Below are 19572 nucleotides of genomic sequence, written 5' to 3'. Positions count from 1 at the left end.
AGATAAAATGTCCAATAAATTAATCCGGATTGCGCACAATAGATGGCAAAACAAGCAGAAAAACCCGGGCATCATTCAACACTAGATCAGGTATCACAAAACACCAGTCGCGGTGATTGGTAAGGCCAAATAAATTACTGTGAGGTGTGAGGTGTGAGGTGTGAGGTGTGAGGTGTGAGAAGAAGGAAAGTCTGAGAGCTCCTCAGCCCTTCCTCCTCACCCCTTACCCCTCACTGTAGTTAAGACTGCACCCGCAGTGACAGGTCCAGCGCCTGTACATGCTTGGTGAGGGCGCCGACCGAGATGAAGTCCACCCCGGTGGCGGCGTAGGCGGCGATGGTGTCCTGGGTGACGTTGCCGGACACTTCCAGTTGGGCGCGACCGCCGCTGGTGGCCACCGCCGTGCGCATGTCATCGGTAGAGAAGTTGTCGAGCATGATGATATCGGCGCCGGCATTCAGCGCCTGCTCCAGCTCGGCCAGGGATTCCACTTCTACTTCGACCGGTTTTTCCGGCTGCAGGCGACGCGCCTCGGCCACCGCCTTGTCGATGCCGCCACAGGCGAAGATGTGGTTTTCCTTGATAAGGTAGGCGTCATACAACCCCATACGATGGTTATGGCCACCGCCGCAGGTCACCGCGTATTTCAGCGCCTGGCGCAAACCGGGTACGGTTTTACGGGTATCCAGCAGGCGGCATTGGGTACCGGCCAGCAGATCCACGTAGCGGCGGGTCACGGTGGCCACGGCCGACAGAGTCTGGATGAAGTTGAGCGCGGTGCGCTCGCCGGTCATGATGGCGCGAGCCGGGCCGCTCAGGGTCAGCAGCCGCTGGCCGGCGGTGATCCGGTCGCCGTCGGCAACCAACCATTCAAGCCGGACTTCACCACCCAGTTGCACGAAGGTCTCTTCGGCAAAGGCCTTGCCACAGAAGATACCGTCTTCCCGGGTGATCAGGTGGGCCACCACCGGCTGCTGCTCGGGCAGCAGCTGGGCGGTAATGTCTTGCGCGGGATCCACAGTGCCGCCCAGATCTTCGGTCAGGGCCGCGGTCACATTAAAACGTATTTCTTGTTCCAGCATAGAATTCAGCATCTTGTTCAGCCTGTTATCCGATTTTTCATTGTCTTGTCTGTTTATTCGAGCTTTCGTGTTCCCACGAGCCGCATAAAACACAGCTATCAGCTTGCCTCTTAGCCAGTAGGAGAACAGCTTGGTTTTTAGCTCAAGTTTGCACACCGGACAAAGGGTCCGCTCCGCCGACTCGCTATGAACACCTCCATGTGCGCTCTCTGTTTCGTCCCTGAAACAGAAGGTCGGCTGAGCAGATCCCTTCGCCCTCCCTGATGCTGCAGAGTGGCCTGTAAGCACCGTCTTCGGGCAACATCGTATCAAGAAAAGGACAAAGATCCGGCGGCGTCTGCTCCGCCAGCTAAAGCGGCGGCTACAGCAATATTTGGGATCTCATCGCCATGCTTGTTTGGCTTATAGCTGACAGCTTAAGGCTTACAGCTTTCTTTATCGCTTCAGCGTCATCTGCCCGCCCCGCTGGATCAGTTCGAACTGTCGCAGGGCGTTCATGCCCAGCAGGATCTCGTCGCTGTCGGCAGGCATGATAATGGCGTTCAGATCGTACAGGGTGAAGGGACCCAAAGACAGGGTTTTCAGCCGGGTACGATAGCCGGTAACCACGCCCGCCGCCGTGCTCAGTCGTACCGCTTGTTCGACGTCCAGTCCCAGTCGGGCCGCCACCGCCTGCGGGATGGCCACCTGAGTGGCGCCGGTGTCCAGCAGAAACACCACCGGCTCGCCGTTGATACTGCCGCCGGCCAGATAATGCCCCTGCCGATTCTGCTCCAGCACTATGGTTCTGGCATCCAGCCGCTGTACCTGTTGGTTGGGGTTGTAATCATGCTCCAGCTTTTGCTGAAAATACCAGGTCAGCAGCACCATCCCCAGTCCCCACGCCAGCAGCCACATAATGCGGCCCAGCCGGCGCTGAGTATTGGTTGTCTTACCCATGCTGCCTTCCCCGGGGCTTGCCCCTTTGCTGTCGAGGCTTTTAGTATACCCCCAAGCTCCCTTACCTTGTGTGCCAATCATGTGCAAAGAGTGTGCAACCATGTCCCTGACCCCGCCCCTGAATCTGAATAACGACGGCTGGCTGTCTCCCGCCCGCCACTGCCCTTCGCCCCATTGCGATGAACGGCCGGACGGCGAAATTTCGCTGCTGGTGGTGCATTGCATCAGCCTGCCACCCGGGCGCTTCGGTGGCCCCCATATCGATCGGCTGTTTCTGGGCAATCTGAACCCGGATGAGGATCCCTACTTCGCCGGCATTCATCAACTGACGGTGTCGGCCCACTGCCTGATCCGCCGCGATGGCGAGCTGGTGCAGTATGTGCCCTTCAGCAAGCGGGCCTGGCATGCGGGCCGGTCCTGCTTCGAGGGGCGGGAGCGATGCAACGACTTTTCGATAGGAATCGAGCTGGAGGGCACCGATACCGGCAACTATACCGCCGCCCAGTACCGACAGCTGACCGCGGTCAGTCGGCTGCTGCTGGCCCACTATCCGGCCATCACCCCCGCGCGCATCGTCGGCCACAGCGACATTGCGCCCGGGCGCAAGACGGATCCGGGCACCGGCTTCGACTGGGACTTTGTCGAACGGTTACAGGAAACGCCGTAGTGCAGAAAGAGGAAAACAACCAATACAAAAAATAGGCATATTTGCGGGTGTTTTTCGCCGTTTGAACCCAAAATTTCTATCAATACATTGGGAAAAATTTCAAAGGCTTGCTATAGCTATTAGGCGGGCTTCAATTAGCGCCCCACTTAGGCACCCAGTGCGATAGCGTTAGCAACAACGTTTTATTGAATCAAGGATGACGATATGAACCAGCTTCCCGTTACACGCCGCCAGGGCGGCTTTACCCTGATAGAACTGATGATAGTGGTGGCGATCGTGGCCATACTGGCCGCCGTGGCCCTGCCGGCGTATCAGACCTATACCAAGCGAGCCAAGTTCAGTGAGGTAATAGCTGCGGTTGGTCCGGCAAAAACTGCGGTGGAAGTCTGTGTGCAAGGTGCTGTTGACGATACTGCCGCTGCAGGATGTGATGACGCCGGTACGAACGCTGCTTCTAGCTCATTTAACGATAAAATCGTCGCTAGTGTAAATGCAACAGAAACCACTGGAGTAATCACAATAACAGCGACAGGTGACTCCCAGTTTGATACTGGTACCGTATCCAATGTAACTTTCATACTCGAAACATCTGGCGCTGTATCCGCAGGTAGCCAAGTGGTATGGAATAGAAAAGGTAATTGTGTGACCGCTGGCCTCTGCTAATACATGACTATACCCATCAACACCTCCCAAAGCGGCCTGGCCAGAAGCCTGGCCGCTTCCGACCAGTTGAGCGCCGACCAGCTGACCCAGGCGCTCGCGCTGACCCGGCAGGAAGGCAAGTCGCTCAGTACCGTGCTGGTGGAACATCGGTTTCTGTCCAGTATCGAGCTGGCCCACTTCTGCGAGCGGGAATACGGGCTGCCGCTGACCGACCTGGACGAGATAGCGCCGGATCAGGTGCCGCCCCAGTACATGAGCATGGATCTGATTGAGCGCCATCATGTGGCGCCAGTCATGCTGCAGGGCCGGGTGCTGTATCTGGCGATGTCGGACCCTACAGACGTTGCCGCACTGGAAGACTTCGGCTTTCGTTTCAGCTTGGTTACCGACGCCGTTCTGGTAGAGGAAGACAAGCTGCAACTGCTGCTTGCTCGCCTGCAACAGGCCGGTGATACACTCGATCTGGATCATATCGAAGACACCGATATTGCCGATCTGGAGCTGGGTGAAGATCCCGAAGAGCGTTATCACGACGATCTGGGCAAGTCCGACGACGATGCTCCCATCGTCCGCTACATCAACAAGATCATACTGGATGCGGTGCGTCGCGAAGCCTCGGATCTGCACTTCGAACCCTATGAGCGCTTCTATCGTATTCGCTTTCGCATCGACGGCATGCTGCACGAAATCGCCTCGCCACCGGTCAACCTGGGCACCCGTTTTGCCGCCCGACTCAAGGTAATGGCGCGACTGGATATCGCCGAGCGACGATTACCGCAGGATGGTCGTATCAAGATCAAGCTGACCCGCAACAAGTCGGTGGACATGCGGGTCAACAGCCTGCCCACCCAGTGGGGCGAAAAAATCGTGATGCGAATCCTCGACAGTTCGGCCGCCAAGCTGGATATCGACAAACTCGGCTACGACGAACAGCAAAAACAGCTGTATCTGGATGCGCTGAAAAAGCCCCAGGGCATGATACTGGTAACCGGCCCGACCGGCTCGGGCAAGACGGTGTCGCTCTATACCGGCCTGAGCATACTGAACACCGTCAGCGCCAATATTTCCACTGCCGAAGATCCGGTCGAGATCACCCTGCCCGGCATCAATCAGGTGCAGATCAATCCCAAGTCGGGACTCAGCTTCGCCCATGCCCTGCGCGCCTTTCTGCGGCAGGATCCGGATATCATCATGGTGGGGGAAATACGGGATCTGGAAACCGCCGAAATCGCGGTCAAGGCCGCCCAGACCGGCCACCTGGTGCTTTCTACCCTGCACACCAACTCTGCCGCCGAAACCCTGACCCGCCTCAGCAACATGGGGCTGCCCGCCTATAACATCGCCTCGTCGGTCACCCTGATCATGGCCCAGCGGCTGGCGCGCAAACTCTGCCTCCATTGCAAGACGGAAGATACGCTGCCGGTGGAGCAGTTGCACCGGCTGGGCTTTCTCGCCGGCCAGGTTCACGAAACCATGACACTGTACAAGGCCGTCGGCTGCAAAGACTGCACCGACGGCTACAAGGGCCGCATCGGCATCTATGAGGTGCTACCGATGAACGATACCCTGGCCAACCTGATCATGGAGGGTGCCAACTCGCTGACACTGGCCCGGGCGGCGGCAGAGTCCGGCATGATCAGCCTGCGCCAGGCTGCGCTGGAAAAGGCCCGGCTCGGCATCATCAGCCTGGCGGAAGTCAACCGCATCACCCTTTAGCCGACGGCTCTCACCGGCCAGGAAACATAAGGATGTGTCATGGCAGCAGCCAAAAAAAACGGCGCTCAGCCCTACCAGTGGGAAGGCCTGAACCGACGCGGACAGAAGGTGTCCGGCTTTATGCTGGCGGCCAACGTGCAGGCGGTCAAGCGCGACCTGCAACGCCAGGGGGTCAGTACCACCAGGGTTAAACGCAAGCGCGAGAGCCTTCTTTCCCGGCGCAAGAATGTCATCAAACCGATGGACATCGCGGTAATCACCCGCCAGGTGGCCACCATGCTCAGCGCCGGGGTGCCTCTAGTGCAAACCCTGCAGATCATCTCCCGCTCCTCCCAGAAAAGCAGCATTCGCGAACTGACCGGAATCATTGCCAGCGATGTGGAAGGCGGCACCCCGCTCTCCGAGGCGCTGAAGAAATTCCCACGCCAGTTTGATGAGCTGTATTGCGATTTGGTGCATTCCGGCGAGCAGACCGGCGCCCTGGATCATATCTTCGCTCAGATTGCCATTTACCGGGAGAAGGCCGAGGCGCTGAAGTCGAAGATTAAAAAAGCCCTGTTCTACCCGGCCATGGTGATACTGGTGGCCATTATCGTCACCTCGATCCTGCTGCTGTTCGTGATTCCGCAGTTTGAAGAAATTTTCGCCGGCTTTGGCGCCACCCTGCCCATGTTTACCCAGATGGTCATCATGCTGTCGCGCTGGATGCAGGACTACTGGCTCTATATTCTGGCCGCCGGCGTGGCGGCGGTGTTCGCCTATGTACGCGCCTGGCGTCATTCGGAAAAAGTACGCGACGCCACCGATCGCTTTGTGCTGCGCCTGCCGGTGGTGGGCGACATATTGCACAAGGCCGCCCTGGCCCGTTTTGCCCGCACTCTGGCCACCACCTTTTCTGCCGGTATTCCGCTGGTGGAAGGGCTGGTCTCTTCCGCCGGCGCCAGCGGCAACGTGGTCTATCGTCAGGCGGTGATGATGGTTCGCACCGAGGTGATGGCCGGCATGCAGATGAACCTGGCCCTGCGTTCGACCCAGCTGTTTCCGGATATGGTGGTGCAGATGGTGATGATTGGCGAGGAGTCCGGCGCCATCGACGACATGATGAACAAGGTGGCGGTGATTTACGAACGGGAAGTGGATGATGCGGTAGACGGCCTTACCAGCCTGATTGAGCCGCTGATCATGGTGGTACTGGGTATTCTGGTTGGCGGCCTGGTCATTGCCATGTATCTTCCCATCTTTGACCTGGGTAACGTGGTACGCTGATGTGTGCCAACCGCCGGCCCCTATCAGACAAAGGGCACTGCTGGTTGACTGGCTGCCCTCGACAGACGATAGCGCTGCCTGGCGAAGCAATAGCAGGGATTGCCGGAGCCGACCGTCAAATGCCATGGAAGGCATTTGCCGAGCGCCCCAGGGAGGGGCTCGAAGCGTGTCGGCGCAGGTAACGCTGCCATTGCTTCGCTTTGCAGGCCTAACCTGCGATTCGTACCCCAAGTCAGATTAAAAGAAGCTCATCGTGGAAACCTCATGACCCAACTGCTCGACAATACCGCTCTGCTTTATATTATTATCCCCCTGCTCGGCCTGCTGGTGGGCAGCTTTCTCAATGTGGTGATCCACCGGCTGCCGCTGATGCTGCAACGCGACTGGCAGCAGGAATGCGCCGAGTTTAACGGTCAGCCGCCGGCCGAACTGCCGACCTTCAACCTGTGCACCCCCCGCTCCCGCTGCCCCCATTGCCAGCATCAACTGAGCGCGCTCGACAATATTCCCCTGCTTAGCTGGTGCTGGTTGCGGGGCCGCTGCCGCTATTGCCGGGCCGGCGTCAGCAAGCGCTACCCGCTGGTCGAACTGGCGTCGGCGGCGCTGGCGGCACTGGCGCTGTGGCGTTTCGGCGCCAGCCCCCAGCTACTGGCCGCCCTGCTGTTCAGCTGGGTGTTGCTGTGCATGACCCTGATCGACATCGATCACCTGCTGCTGCCCGACAACCTGACCCTGCCGTTACTGTGGCTGGGGCTGCTGCTGAACATCAACGACTTGTTCGTGTCCCTGTCCTCGGCCGTGCTCGGTGCCGCCCTGGGCTATGGCATACTGTGGAGCCTGTTCTGGCTGTTCAAGCTGGCCACCGGCAAGGAAGGCATGGGCTACGGTGACTTCAAGCTGCTGGCCGCCATCGGTGCCTGGTTTGGCTGGCAGGCGCTGCTGCCGGTGCTGTTGCTGGCGTCTCTGGTGGGCTCGGTGCTGGGGCTGGCGCTGATGGCCAGCAAGCGACTGGGGGAAGACAGGGTGCTGCCCTTTGGTCCGGCTCTGGCGCTGGCCGGCTGGGTGTATTTGTTGTGGGGAACCGACGTGATAAACATTTACTGGAGTCTGGCGCTGTGAGCTATGTCATCGGGCTGACCGGCGGCATCGGTAGCGGCAAGAGCACGGTGGCCAACCTGTTTGCCGAACTGGGCGTAGAGGTGGTGGATGCGGACATTATCGCCCGCGAGGTAGTCGCTCCCGGCGAGCCGGCGCTGGCCGCCATTGCCGCCCGTTTCGGGCCCGATATCATAGCGGCAGACGGCAGCCTTAACCGGCGCGAACTGCGCACCAGAGTGTTCGACAATCCGGCGGATAAAGACTGGCTCAACGCCCTGCTGCATCCGCTGATCCGTGAACGGATGATCTCGGCCTGCGCCGCCGCCCATTCTGCTTATTGCCTGCTGGTGGTGCCGCTGTTGGTAGAAAACAAGCTGACCGGTTTATGCCAGCGAGTACTGGTGGTGGATGTCTCACCCGAACAGCAGCTGGCCCGCACCATTCGGCGCGATCAGAGCAACGAGTCGCAAATTCGCGCCATCATGGCCGCCCAGGCCAGCCGGGAACAACGCCTGGCCGCCGCCGACGACGTTATCAATAACAACAGCCCCGACCAGGCGGGGCTGAAACAACAGGTGGCACGGCTGCACAGAGAGTATCTGGCCCGGGTCCGGAGCAACTAGTCCGGACCAAATGCTCAGAGGATCACACCGCCGCCCTCGGCGGTTTGCGTGCTTTCCCGGGGCGGTGACTTGCTGGCCGAGCTTTTACGCGGGGCCGGCTTGCGAACCGGCGCCTTGGCGGGACGCACTATCTGGCCTTTTTCCACCAGGCCGGCGTCTCCTTCCACCAGTCTGGCATAGGCCATTTTGGGCTTGACCGTGGTAATGCGAATCTTGCCAATGGCTTCTTCATCCTGGCCCAGCACCTCGCCGGTGTAGGGATCCACCAGTTTTTCGCCCAAGCTGTAGACGGTAAAGTAACTACCGTTTTTCAGGGTCTTGCCGCCCTGGTTGATGATCACCCGGTTTCCGGTCACGCCGATCACCCGCAGCGGATAGATATTCTCCATCGACTCCTGGAAAATCCGCGTTACCGCCTGGTTGATCAGCCCGTTCAGGTTGCCGTTGTTGGCACTCAGGCTGACGGTGTCGGACCACTTCACCTGCCGGGTGGGCACCTCGATGATCTGGTAGCGTACCCGCAACGCACTGCTGGCATAATGATTGACCTCGCCGGTGAGCGCCACGGTTTCGGACCAGCGGCGGGTGCCGACCTTTTCCACCTTGCCCACCACCATGTAGTCGAGCCCCAGCACCTGACCCATGCGGGCTTTTTCGGTCAGGGCGGTGTTATCGCTCTCCCACAGCCGGCGTTCTTTCTGATAGGCCTGATCCTGCTCTCGATCCAGCACCGCAAAGCGCCGGCTCTGGGTGTAGAGATCCTGCAAATCACGGCTGAAGGTGGCGCCATGGCTGCCCTTGAAAGGCAGCACCGCCAGCTTGCGCCGGCTGTCGGCGGACCTGCCCGCCGGCTTGTAGCGCAGCACGTTTACATGCAACTCCACCCGGCAACCGGCCTCATCGCACCGCTGCGACAGCATCTGGTAGCTGTCGACCATGCCCTTGGCGGCCATGCGGCCGTCTCGCTGGGTGTGGGTCAGGCTTTCGGTTTCACCGTTTTTCTTGTGCAGCAACTGCTCAACCTGCTGCGAGCTGTTGATGTCCACGCCGTTGACCTGACGCACCGCTTCCACCAGGGCGTTTTCTACCGCCAACTGCTCGGTCACACCAAAACCGCTCACCTGCACCGGCGTCACATCGGCCCAAGCGTGACCGGCCAGCAGGCACAATGGCAGCAGCGCTGCCAGCAACCATGTTTTCATGCTCTGCTCCTCAGAAATCCGATATGTCCATCATATCCATGCTGGCGCCCTGGTTGCCGCCACCCTGATAGCCGGTGGCCCCTTTCTGTCCGGGTACCTTGCCGGCCTTGAAGGTACGCATGGCCTGCTCTTTCTGCGGATGCCAGGCCACCACCACGCCGTTAATTTCACGATCGGAGGTCGGGTGTTTATGGGTCCAGCGCTTGGCCACCTGCAACCCCACCAGACCTTTGACCGACGAGCTCATTTTGGACATCTGCCGGGTCTCCTTGAGCAGCTTGGTGGTCAACTCTTCCAGGGTTTCCTCACCGGCATCGGTTTTGGTCAGGGTGGCGTTTTTTTCCCGCACCTGTCCCTTGCTGGTCTCGGTATTGACGCTGCCGTAGAGGTTGTAGGCCTCGGAAATATGGGCATAAGCCTCCTGCTCCGCCTCGATAAAGGCAAAGTCCCGGTTGTCGTTGCACTCTTCGTAGTCCACCGGGTTACAGTCGTTGCCGGCCATGCCGAAAGACACCAGCATGGGGTAACCCTGCTCGTCATGCATCAGCTTGACGCCGTATTCGTACATCAGGTTGGCCTTGTTGGACTCAAGAAAATTGTCCAGGTTAATCCCGCGCTTTTCCGGCTCGGGCTGCACATGCCCCTTGCTCTGACGCAGTGACGCCAGCACGTTTTTCATCTTGTTGGAGGTAGACAGTACCGCCGCCACCGAGGTGTTGCCGTTTTTATCGGTGATCTCGAAGGTGCGAATGATCATGGCACCGCCAATTTCACCCCGGGATTGGGTGTTTACGGTACGGCTGATGGCCTTGCGCATCATCAGCTTGCGCTTGGAAGGCGGTGCGGCGTTAAACTCCTGGGGATCCACCCCAAGCTCGACCAGCTTTTGATCGAGCGAGGCATCGGCCACCGCCACTACCTTGTCGAACATGGCTTCCAGCTTGCCGCTGCGCTGCAGCTCTTCCGGGGTAAATTCCGGCTGCTGGTTGGTCTTGAACGCCTCGCGCATCACCTCGGAAGAAATGCTGATATACAGCTCCTTGATCAGCGCTTCCCGCGCCTTGGTCTGGGCCTGCAGGTAGGCAATGCTGCGGGCATCGGCCCAGTCGGGCGAGGTGGGCGGGCGGGACACATCGGCCACGCCGAATTGCAGGAACACTTGCTGTCCGCGCCCCTGACGCCGGTAGGCGGCCTTGCGTGCCCGCACGTACTTGTCGGCCTGCTCCCTGACATGCTGGTGGGCGTTGTCGATGCCACGTTCGGCCGCCTTGACGATTTCTATTTCGGTCTGGGCCGGGGCGGCCTCGTCGACGATGACCGCAGCCGGCTGCGGCAACGAAGCCGGAGCCGGCCCTTCATGTGCAACCACGCAAGCGGAAGAAAGCCCCAGCAGCGCGGCCCAGTATAGATGCTTGTTCATATTTGCTGTCCTTTATTCAAAAAAACGGGGCTGCTTGAGCCCCGCCTTCATTACCAGGTGACGGTGCGATTATCACCGCGCTTGATGATGGGGTATTCTCCTTCCCAGTAGGCCAGACCGTTCTCCAGATTGGTCAGCGTCAGCTGGAAGTAGTAGTCGGACTGCTGGGTACGACGGTCCACCCGGTTGTTGCGCTGAATGATCTTGCCGCTCAAGCTGTAATCGGGCGCGATCACCTTGTGGTTTTTCTTGACGGTACTGCCCTTGACCATGGCCGAGTTACGCAGCTGGCGCACCTGCTGGGTCATGGCGTCTTCCGGCCCGTTCAGACCAATGGCGGTGGTGGTGATGAACTTGCCGCTTTGCAGCAGGCGCACGCGAATTTTCTTGGTGAGCTGATCGGTGTCGATACGCTGGGTGGTGTCGTTGATCATGGACGACACCGCCATCACGTAACGCCCGCCCTGGGCCGCCTTGGGATGCACCAGCAAGGGGCTGGCCACCATCTCGTCCACAGCCTGGGATGCCGCGCTTTCAAAGTCCTTGTAATCCAGCCCCATGACCACTGTCTGGTCCTGACCCGGGTTAACGTAGTGGGCGGTGGTGGCACAGCCGGACAGGGCCGCCATCAGGATCACCACGGAAACTTGTTTTTTCATTGTGCTCTCTCTTTTCTTAATTGTTACAGATTCATGACTTCAATCTGGGGCTGCTGTTGCGGGGAGGTGGCCTTCACATACACCAGGTGAAAACGACTTTCCGGATCCAGCGTCACTTCAAGCGGCTGATCCAGCTCGGACACCTTGATGTCCAGCTTGCCATTGGACGGGCGCTGAACCCTCGCCAGCTGCCACTCCTTGGGCAGGGCGCTCCAGTGACGAATATCGGCGCCGGTGGTGGCAGCCTGAGTGACACCAGCCACCATGCCCAGCAACTGGTTTTGATCCTTAAGCTGTTTCTGGGCCACGGTTTTCAGGGTGGCGCGAATCACTTCGCGGCTGAGGATGTAGGGAAATTCCGTTTTGAATTCGGCCTGAATAATGCGATCCATACTGGCCAGCGGACGGGTTTTTACCGGCCCCATCTTCAGGTTGGAAAAGGCCGCCGGACGCTCCACCAGTTTGGGCAGCGCAATGCCGCTGTAGCTGACATTGGAGGTAAAGACAAACAACGGCAGGTCGATGCGGAACTCTTCTTTTTTGCTGCCCAGACCATTTTCAAACAACACCCAGACCGTGGGTTTCTGGCGCTTCATGGACTGACCCCGGCGCAGGGCATTGGCCATGTTCATGTCGGTTTTTACATCGGCATGTTTGGTCAGGCCATAAACGCGCTTGAAGCTGGCGTGAGCCTTGCTGTAATCGCTTTTGTCCTGGGCCTTGAGCATGAAATACAAGCCGTGCAGGTAGGTGGCGAAGGGATTGACGTAACCGTCGTAGGCTTGCCACGCGGAAAGATCAACGCCCTGCTCGGCCAACAGGGGATCGGCCGCCTCCAGGGTGCGGTTGACGTTTTCCTTATCGACTTTTTCTTCCTCTTCTGCCAACTCTTTTTGCTGGTCGGCGATTTTCGAGGCGAAATGCTCGGCCGCCCGGCGCTGGCGATCCTCGGTGCGGTTCCATTCAATCCGGGCATTGCTGTAATCACCCTGAGCCATGAAATTCAGGGCCTTGTAGGCATTGAGCATGACGCCGTCATACTGGGTCTGGTGATAGCTGGTAATGCTGTCGTTCACCAGCATGGAGCCGGCCAGCTCGACGCCCTGCATCAGAAGATGCTTGGTGTCTTCATCCTTCATGCCGTTTTCGGCCTGATCAAACAGGCTGTTGGACTTGTCGTATATTTTTTCCTGGCGCATCAGGCTGGCAGCCTGCAAGGACCACAGCAGGTCGTCTGCTTTTCCCTCTTCATTCAGGCCGGAATGCTGTTCGGCAATGGTCAGGGCATCCAGGCTGCGTCCATCAACCAGCGCCTTGTCGAAATCACCAAATTTGTTTTTCTGATGCATGGTGGTACATCCGGACAATATCAGTACGCCGGCCAATACCAGGGGGAATTTTCCTGAAAGAGGGATCATGTTGTGTTCTTCCGTGCTCTTTTAATCGAGTTAATGAGTCCGTCAAATTCTGACGCACCCTATTTAACACAAAAAGAAGACCTATTTGAACCACTCATTAGTACTATAATGATATAGGTGCGATGAAATATGAAAAAGCGAAAGAAAAAACAACAACATTGTTCAATAAGCGATCAACAAGACGGGCTTTATCGAGCCGTCGGCCCGGCGGGTCATTACAGAACGAAAGAAGGCCGGCGATGCCGGCCTTCTCGATAAGGTCAGGATATAAAACGAAGGATTACGCGGTGCGGGTAAAGATCAGATCCCATACACCGTGACCCAGGCGGTGACCGCGCTGTTCAAACTTGGTCAGCGGCCGATAGTCGGGTCTGGGCATATAATCACCCTCTACCGTGGCATTGGTATAGCCGGGGGCGGCGTTCATCACTTCCAGCATGTGCTCGGCGTAGTTTTCCCAGTCGGTGGCCATATGGAATTCACCACCGATTTTCAGCTTGCTGCGCAACATTTCCACGAAGGCCGGCTGCACGATACGACGCTTGTGATGGCGGGTCTTGTGCCAGGGGTCGGGGAAGAACAGCTGCACCCGATCCAGGCTCTGCTCCGGCAGCATCTGCTCGAACACTTCCACCGCATCGTGACACATCACCCGCAGGTTGGTCAGTCCGGTCTCGGCCGCGCCCATCAGGCAGGCGCCCACGCCCGGGGTATGCACTTCGATGCCGATAAAGTCCTGCTCCGGAGCCACACGAGCCATTTCCACCAACGAAGCACCCATGCCGAAGCCGATTTCCAGCACCCGAGGGGCGGCTCGGCCAAATACCGCATCCAGATCGAGCAGCTCGGCGCTGTATTCGATGCCCATGATCGGCCATTGCTCGGTCATGGCTTTCTCCTGACCCTTGGTCAGGCGGCCTTCACGACGCACAAAGCTGCGGATCTTGCGCTTGCGCAGTTCGTTTTCGGCTTGTTCGGTTTGGTCGGGCTGCTGTTCGTCTGTCATCTGTATTCTCCGGCGGGCTTGGGAAGGCGAATTATCCAAAGTTCGGCTCAAGGTGCAAGGCCAAAAGCAGCGGTAAGCTTGAAGCTGTCAGCTGTAAGTTATTTTTAAACCACGGTCTTAAGCCGTAAAAACAAACAAGCACCGAGATGAGGTGCTTGTTTTACTTACAGCTTATGGCTTAAAGCTTCCAGCTGTGGGTTAAAGTACTTGCCGGATCACCCGGCCCAGCCGGCTGATGCCTTCTTCTATGGTGGCCTCGTCGGCACCGGCATAGCTCAGGCGGGCCGTGTTCAGAATATCCGGCCGCACATAGAAGGGCTGGCCCGGCACGAAGGCCACGTTTTCCTTGATGGCCAGGTTGAACAGCGCCATGGCATCGATATGCTGCGGCAGCTTCAGCCACAGGAACATTCCCCCTTCGGGCCGGGTAAAGTCGATGCCCGGGCAGTGCTTCAACAATGCCTTTTCCATGGCAATTTTCTGGCGGCCATACACGGTGCGAATGCGGTCGATATGGTCATCCAGGTTGTTTTCCTGCAGATAGGCATGCAGTACCTGCTGCACGAAACCGTTGGTATGCAGATCCGCGGCTTGCTTGGCGATGGTGACCTTCTGGCGCAGCCAGTCCGGCACCAGCATCCAGCCCAGGCGGAACGAAGGCACCACCACCTTGGAGAAAGAGCCCATCAGTACCACGTTATCCGGCGCCAGCTGGGCGACGGGTGGCAGGTGCTCGCCTTCGAAGCGCAGCTCACCGTAAGGGTTGTCTTCGATCATCAGCACATTGTGCTTGATCAGTCGCTCGGCTACCGCCTGACGATTTTCGCGGCTGTAGCTAAGGCCGGTCGGGTTCTGGAAATTGGTCACACCATAGAGCAGGCGGGCATGGTCGGGCTGGGCCAGCAAGGTATCCAGTTCATCCAGATCCAGACCGTCATCATTCAGTGCCACGCCCTGAAACTCGGGCTGATACACCGACAGTGCCTGAATGGCGCCCAGGTAGCCCGGCTCTTCGATAATCAGCTTGTCACCTTCGTCGACCAGCACCTTGCCCAGCAAATCCAGTGCCTGCTGAGAGCCGTTGGTGATCAGAATGTTGTCGGGCGACACCCGCATGCCATGCTGCTGAAAATAGCGTTCGGCAATATATTCCCGCAGTGGCGCAAAGCCTTCGGTAGCGGAATATTGCAGGGCGCCATTGCCCTTGTTCTGCAGCACCCGGGCGCTGGCAACGGCCAATTCTTCATTGGGGAAAAAGGCCGGGTTGGGCAAACCACCGGCAAAGGAGATCACTTCCGGGTTAACCGCGACCTTGAGAATTTCACGGATGAAGGACGGCTCTACCTTGGCAAAGCGCTGGGCAAAAAAGGGCTGCATAAGAGTCTCTCTAAAAACGGGCTTGGCGGGCGCCAACAAAACCCTTCTTTTGTATCAGAAAACAGTCGAATAACAAACTGCCAACAACAAAAGAGTATTCGAAACAGCCGCATCATCTTGCGCCGATTACAGATAACATGAGCCGAGACCGAGCCGGCCGGTTTGCACTGCCTGCCCCGCTGTGCTCTGATCCGGCCATTCATTTTTATGCAGTCAATATTGTGAACACAGCTTCTTTTGCCGAACGCGTGCTGACCTGGTATGAACAGCATGGCCGTAAAACCCTGCCCTGGCAGCAGGATAAAACCCCCTATCGGGTCTGGGTATCCGAGATCATGCTGCAGCAAACCCAGGTCACCACCGTCATTCCCTATTATCGGCGGTTTATGACGCGCTTTCCCGATGTGGTGAGCCTGGCCGACGCCCCCCAGGATGAGGTGCTGCACCTGTGGACCGGGCTGGGCTATTACGCCCGCGCCCGCAATCTGCACAAGGCCGCCCAGGTGATTCGTGACCATTATCAGGGCCATTTTCCCGAGCGTTTCGAAGAAGTACTGGGCCTGCCGGGTATCGGTCGTTCCACCGCCGGGGCCGTATTGTCGCTCTCGCTCGGTCAGCATCACGGTATTCTGGACGGCAACGTCAAGCGGGTGCTGGCGCGCTGGCTGGCGCAACAGGGTTGGCCCGGTAAAAAAGAGGTGGAAAATGCACTCTGGCAACGGGTGGAGCAACTGACGCCACAGCAGGGGGTAACGCAATACAATCAGGCGATGATGGATCTGGGTGCCACTATCTGTACTCGCTCCAAACCCAAATGCGAACTGTGTCCGGTACAGAATGATTGCCAGGCGCGGGCGCTGGATACCCCCACCGCCTTTCCTCACTCCAGGCCGAAAAAGACGGTGCAGCCGGAAAAACAGTCCTGTTTTCTGTTGCTCAAGCAGGGCAATCACATCCTGCTGGTGCAGCGCCCACCCCAGGGACTATGGGGCGGGCTTTATTGTTTTCCCGAATTTCGTGACCAGCAGGAACTCAGAACCTGGCTCAAGCGCTATCCACACGCGTCCGAGCCTAGTCCCCTGCCCGGCTTTCGCCATACCTTCAGCCATTTTCATCTGGATATCGAGCCCTGGCTGGTAGAATTACCCCGGATACCGGACGAGGTCATGGCCGGAACAGAGCGACTTTGGTATAACTTGCAGCAACCGGCGTCGGTCGGCCTGGCGGCTGCCACCAAGAAGCTGCTCGCCTACCCGCAATTGCAAGAGAGGAATTTATGAGCCGTACTATTTTTTGTCAGCGTTTACAGAAAGAGGCCGAAGGGCTGGATTTTCAACTCTACCCGGGCGATCTGGGCAAGCGCATTTATGAAAATATCTCCAAGGAAGCCTGGGCCGGTTGGCAGCAGAAGCAAACCATGCTGATCAACGAGAAGAAGCTCAACATGATGAATGCCGAGCACCGTCAGTTGCTTGAGCAGGAAATGATCGCCTACCTGTTTGAAGGTGCCGACGTAAAAGTGGATGGCTACACCCCCCCTTCCGCAGACTAAATCACCGCTTTGTTCAAGGCTTGAGCGAACGCGCTTGAGCCTTCCAAAAAGCGGTTGACTTGAATGGGGCAATCTTATTTAATGACGCCCCGTTGCCCAGATAGCTCAGTCGGTAGAGCAGGGGATTGAAAATCCCCGTGTCGGCGGTTCGATTCCGTCTCTGGGCACCATATTTGAATAAGCAATAAGCTTGAAACCAGTTTCAATGTGCTCTTGGTAAAAGATCACGTTAAGCCCAGATAGCTCAGTCGGTAGAGCAGGGGATTGAAAATCCCCGTGTCGGCGGTTCGATTCCGTCTCTGGGCACCATTTCGGTGCTTTTATATAAAAGTCCAACGCCCAGATAGCTCAGTCGGTAGAGCAGGGGATTGAAAATCCCCGTGTCGGCAGTTCGATTCTGTCTCTGGGCACCATTTTAAAGCAAGTGCCAAACGCCGGCATAGCTCAGTTGGTAGAGCAACTGACTTGTAATCAGTAGGTCCCGAGTTCGACTCTTGGTGCCGGCACCATTTAAACCAGCCTCAGCGCTGGTTTTTTTGTGTCTGCGTTTTACCAACTGCATTTCCTCTTGTTGCTCACTGCAAGACTCCCTCACTGCCCTCCCCCTCCAGTTGCCGAGTTCGGCGCTGATGGTAGTACCGACGCATTGGCATTCTGCTTGCGATAAACATAGTCTTAAGCAAACGGCAAAAGGATGCTGCCATGAAAAAGATATACTTGATTGCCATGCTGGCCGTTGCCGCCGCCAGTGCCGAGACAGAGTCAGAGATAAGAGAAGACGACACCGACTTGCCGGGCTGGGCCGTGGAGAGGATCACGCCCATGCACGACAGCATTTCTCACTGGGTTACCAACAATTCTCGTAATATCGACGGCTTTTTCGGTACCGACGACAGTCTGCATGTAGAAAACGGCTCCTACCTGCGCCTGAGCCAGGAGCTGGAATGGAGTGACGCAGAAGACTTCAGCGCCGAAACGGCGGCGCGTTTTCGCCTCGATCTGCCTACCACCAAAGAGCGACTACGCTTCATTATCGAAAGCGATCCGGAAGAGACCGAGGGCACCCTGGCCGAACAAGGTTCCAACCGGCTGCGTACCGATCAGCGCAGCCTCGGCAGCACCATTCTCGGTCTGAACAGACTCGGCAAACGGGATAAAAGAGAAGCCTGGAACCTGCAGGCCGGAGCCGGGGTCAAGGTACGCTGGCCGCCGGATCCTTATGTGCGTTTTACCGGTGAACGGCTGTGGCAACTCGAGTCACCATGGCAGCTGGAGTCCTACAATCGCGCCTCCTGGTTCAACGAGGAAGGCTATTCCATACGCAGCCGATGGGATGTCGGCCGGCCGCTGGATGAAAACCATCACCTGCGCTTTATCACCAATTTTCAGTGGCAGGAAGAAGTCGATACCCTGGAATATTCCGAGTCGGTGGAGCTGAACCAGATACTGGGCAAACGCAGCGTCATGCGTTACGCCATCGCCGCAGTGGGAAGAAGCACCTCGGATCCGAGGCTGCATGATTATTACCTGTACAGCCACTATCGACGCAATCTGCACCGGGAAATCCTGTTTGTCGATTTTATCCCGGAGCTGCATTTTCCCCGGGATCAGGACTATGACGCCCAGTTCGGCGTGACGCTTCGGCTGGAAGTCATGTTCAAGGGTGATTTGGTGTTTAGACGCTGAGTAAACGCTGATTAATACCAATCTGGAAAACTAACTGATCTACTTGGCTTCACGGTAAAGGTCGAACGAAGCGTTCACTCCATCGACACGCTGAACCGCATCCCTGCGACGCTCAGCACATGACGTCCTGTCATGTGATGGTCGCTGGAGTAGAACCCTTCATCCTCCCTAATGCTGCGGAGTCGCCTGTGGAGCGACCTGCAGACAACTCGGCGCTCAGAAGAGGCAACAGAGATTAGCTCCCACGACCATGTAATGCCAAGGATGGCATTTACCGAGCCCCCATGGATGGGTTTATGGCGTGTCGTGGGAGGTGGCTCTGTTTCCTCGAGTATCCAGTTTTAAATAGATCATATTTTTACTTAGATTGGTATAAACGAAAACTTAAAGCGGGCGGAACAACCGGACATCGGCGTCAGCCACCAGGGCCGGGGCCAACTGCTCGAAATACTCCTTGATGTAAGGCTGGGCACAATGAACTTCAAACGCTTCTCTGCTGGCCCACTGTTCGATAAAAACACAATCCCAGGGCTCGCCGTTGGCACCGGCATAAGGCACTTCCTCGGTTAGCTGATACAGCAGACAACCGTCTTCCCTGTGGGTATTGGCGATCAGGCTTTTCAGCGCCTGTTGTAATTCCTGGGCCTTGCCCGGCTTGGCGTTAAAACGGGCAACACAATATAAATCAGACATCATCGACTCTCGGTAAGAATAAAGCCGATATGCTAATACATACCGGCCCCGCCTGCACAGTCCGGGCCCCTCGCCCGGCGCCACCGTATTTTTTCCTTCAATCGAACATTCCGCCCAAAATACCTGTTGACCCTCATCGGGTAACCGGTTAGAGTGACCGCAGCTCGAAAAATACGGCTATATTTATGTTCTTGTTACGATGTTCTAGTAGTACCTCGTCCTGTATTTCATAAGTTAAATCTGTATTTTTCCAAGCTCGTTTATTTATGGTAGATTTGTTTACAGGATTTAGGTATGTCTAATATCGTTAAAGGTAAAGTAAAGTTCTTCAATGAGTCCAAAGGTTTTGGTTTCATCGAGCAAGAGCAAGGTCCTGACGTGTTCGTACACTTCAGCGCCATCCAGAGCCAGGGTTTCAAGACTCTGGCCGAAGGCCAAGCAGTACAGTTCACTGTAGCTCAAGGTCAGAAAGGTCCTCAGGCTGAGAACGTAGTTCCTCTGTAAG

The 19572-nt window shown here is 57.3% G+C and carries 19 protein-coding genes and 4 tRNA genes; 14 read left to right on the top strand and 9 right to left on the bottom strand.

Going from position 1 to position 19572, the window contains the following annotated elements:
• Positions 1-239: 239 nt before the first annotated feature.
• Both nadC and ABD827_RS13160 read right to left on the bottom strand, forming a co-directional pair.
• On the bottom strand, positions 240-1082 hold the full coding sequence (gene nadC / locus ABD827_RS13165) for a carboxylating nicotinate-nucleotide diphosphorylase (protein ID WP_344965252.1): 843 nt from the start codon (positions 1080-1082) through the stop codon (positions 240-242).
• 435 nt (positions 1083-1517) lie between these two features.
• Positions 1518-2021, bottom strand: a complete 504-nt coding sequence (locus tag ABD827_RS13160; RefSeq protein ID WP_344965185.1) for a retropepsin-like aspartic protease family protein — start codon at positions 2019-2021, stop codon at positions 1518-1520.
• A gap of 100 nt (positions 2022-2121) precedes the next feature.
• Here ABD827_RS13160 and ampD point away from each other — a divergent pair, with 100 nt between their 5' ends.
• The 6 genes from ampD (at position 2122) to coaE (ending at position 8054) form a co-directional block, all read left to right on the top strand.
• Positions 2122-2688, top strand: a complete 567-nt coding sequence (gene ampD, locus ABD827_RS13155; protein ID WP_344965184.1) for a 1,6-anhydro-N-acetylmuramyl-L-alanine amidase AmpD — start codon at positions 2122-2124, stop codon at positions 2686-2688.
• A 204-nt stretch (positions 2689-2892) separates the two neighbouring features.
• A complete protein-coding gene (locus ABD827_RS13150; protein WP_344965183.1) occupies positions 2893-3351 on the top strand; it encodes a pilin in 459 nt (152 codons plus the stop codon).
• 3 nt (positions 3352-3354) lie between these two features.
• On the top strand, positions 3355-5067 hold the full coding sequence (pilB, locus tag ABD827_RS13145; RefSeq protein ID WP_344965180.1) for a type IV-A pilus assembly ATPase PilB: 1713 nt from the start codon (positions 3355-3357) through the stop codon (positions 5065-5067).
• A gap of 39 nt (positions 5068-5106) precedes the next feature.
• Positions 5107-6333: a type II secretion system F family protein gene (locus tag ABD827_RS13140; protein ID WP_344965179.1), complete on the top strand. Its 1227-nt coding sequence runs from the start codon at positions 5107-5109 to the stop codon at positions 6331-6333.
• Between the two features lie 264 nt (positions 6334-6597).
• Positions 6598-7452 carry a prepilin peptidase gene (locus ABD827_RS13135; RefSeq protein WP_344965178.1) on the top strand — a complete coding sequence of 285 codons (855 nt, stop codon included), beginning with the start codon at positions 6598-6600 and terminating at the stop codon, positions 7450-7452.
• Positions 7449-8054 (top strand): dephospho-CoA kinase, encoded by a 606-nt coding sequence (gene coaE, locus ABD827_RS13130; protein WP_344965177.1) that lies wholly within the window; start codon positions 7449-7451, stop codon positions 8052-8054. Before ABD827_RS13135 ends, coaE begins: the two co-directional genes overlap by 4 nt.
• 14 nt (positions 8055-8068) lie before the next feature.
• Here coaE and ABD827_RS13125 read toward each other — a convergent pair whose 3' ends face one another.
• The 6 genes from ABD827_RS13125 to ABD827_RS13100 form a co-directional block, all read right to left on the bottom strand.
• Positions 8069-9256 (bottom strand): CsgG/HfaB family protein, encoded by a 1188-nt coding sequence (locus ABD827_RS13125; protein ID WP_344965176.1) that lies wholly within the window; start codon positions 9254-9256, stop codon positions 8069-8071.
• Between the two features lie 10 nt (positions 9257-9266).
• A complete protein-coding gene (locus tag ABD827_RS13120; RefSeq protein ID WP_344965175.1) occupies positions 9267-10676 on the bottom strand; it encodes a DUF6844 domain-containing protein in 1410 nt (469 codons plus the stop codon).
• Between the two features lie 50 nt (positions 10677-10726).
• A complete protein-coding gene (gene lpoB, locus ABD827_RS13115) occupies positions 10727-11335 on the bottom strand; it encodes a penicillin-binding protein activator LpoB (RefSeq protein ID WP_344965174.1) in 609 nt (202 codons plus the stop codon).
• A 23-nt stretch (positions 11336-11358) separates the two neighbouring features.
• Positions 11359-12753 carry a COG3014 family protein gene (locus ABD827_RS13110; protein ID WP_344965173.1) on the bottom strand — a complete coding sequence of 465 codons (1395 nt, stop codon included), beginning with the start codon at positions 12751-12753 and terminating at the stop codon, positions 11359-11361.
• A gap of 280 nt (positions 12754-13033) precedes the next feature.
• Positions 13034-13759, bottom strand: a complete 726-nt coding sequence (gene trmB, locus ABD827_RS13105; protein ID WP_344965172.1) for a tRNA (guanosine(46)-N7)-methyltransferase TrmB — start codon at positions 13757-13759, stop codon at positions 13034-13036.
• Positions 13760-13957: 198 nt separating this feature from the next.
• The gene (locus tag ABD827_RS13100; protein WP_344965171.1) at positions 13958-15136 is read right to left on the bottom strand and encodes an aminotransferase-like domain-containing protein; all 1179 of its coding nucleotides are present in this window, start codon (positions 15134-15136) and stop codon (positions 13958-13960) included.
• 221 nt (positions 15137-15357) lie between these two features.
• On the opposite strand from ABD827_RS13100, the gene mutY reads away from it, so the two are divergent.
• The 7 genes from mutY (at position 15358) to ABD827_RS13065 (ending at position 18374) form a co-directional block, all read left to right on the top strand.
• Complete coding sequence (gene mutY, locus ABD827_RS13095; protein WP_344965170.1) at positions 15358-16416, top strand: A/G-specific adenine glycosylase; 1059 nt, start codon at positions 15358-15360, stop codon at positions 16414-16416.
• A complete protein-coding gene (locus ABD827_RS13090) occupies positions 16413-16688 on the top strand; it encodes an oxidative damage protection protein (protein WP_298722226.1) in 276 nt (91 codons plus the stop codon). The genes mutY and ABD827_RS13090 overlap by 4 nt, the downstream gene beginning before the upstream one ends.
• A 94-nt stretch (positions 16689-16782) precedes the next feature.
• A tRNA-Phe gene (locus ABD827_RS13085) sits at positions 16783-16858 on the top strand.
• A gap of 63 nt (positions 16859-16921) precedes the next feature.
• A tRNA-Phe gene (locus ABD827_RS13080) sits at positions 16922-16997 on the top strand.
• 28 nt (positions 16998-17025) lie between these two features.
• Positions 17026-17101, top strand: a tRNA-Phe gene (locus tag ABD827_RS13075).
• A 20-nt stretch (positions 17102-17121) separates the two neighbouring features.
• Positions 17122-17197, top strand: a tRNA-Thr gene (locus ABD827_RS13070).
• 193 nt (positions 17198-17390) lie between these two features.
• Positions 17391-18374, top strand: coding sequence for a hypothetical protein (locus tag ABD827_RS13065; protein WP_344965168.1), 984 nt, complete (start codon positions 17391-17393; stop codon positions 18372-18374).
• 384 nt (positions 18375-18758) lie between these two features.
• On the opposite strand, the gene ABD827_RS13060 is transcribed toward ABD827_RS13065, so the two are convergent.
• Positions 18759-19070 (bottom strand): putative quinol monooxygenase, encoded by a 312-nt coding sequence (locus ABD827_RS13060; protein ID WP_344965167.1) that lies wholly within the window; start codon positions 19068-19070, stop codon positions 18759-18761.
• A 291-nt stretch (positions 19071-19361) separates the two neighbouring features.
• Here ABD827_RS13060 and ABD827_RS13055 point away from each other — a divergent pair, with 291 nt between their 5' ends.
• Complete coding sequence (locus ABD827_RS13055) at positions 19362-19571, top strand: cold-shock protein (RefSeq protein WP_071472183.1); 210 nt, start codon at positions 19362-19364, stop codon at positions 19569-19571.
• The last annotated feature ends 1 nt before the right edge of the window (position 19572 follow it).

This window comes from Oceanisphaera sediminis, assembly GCF_039539745.1.
GTDB lineage: Bacteria > Pseudomonadota > Gammaproteobacteria > Enterobacterales > Aeromonadaceae > Oceanimonas > Oceanimonas sediminis.
This window is presented reverse-complemented; position numbering and strand designations above follow the sequence as displayed.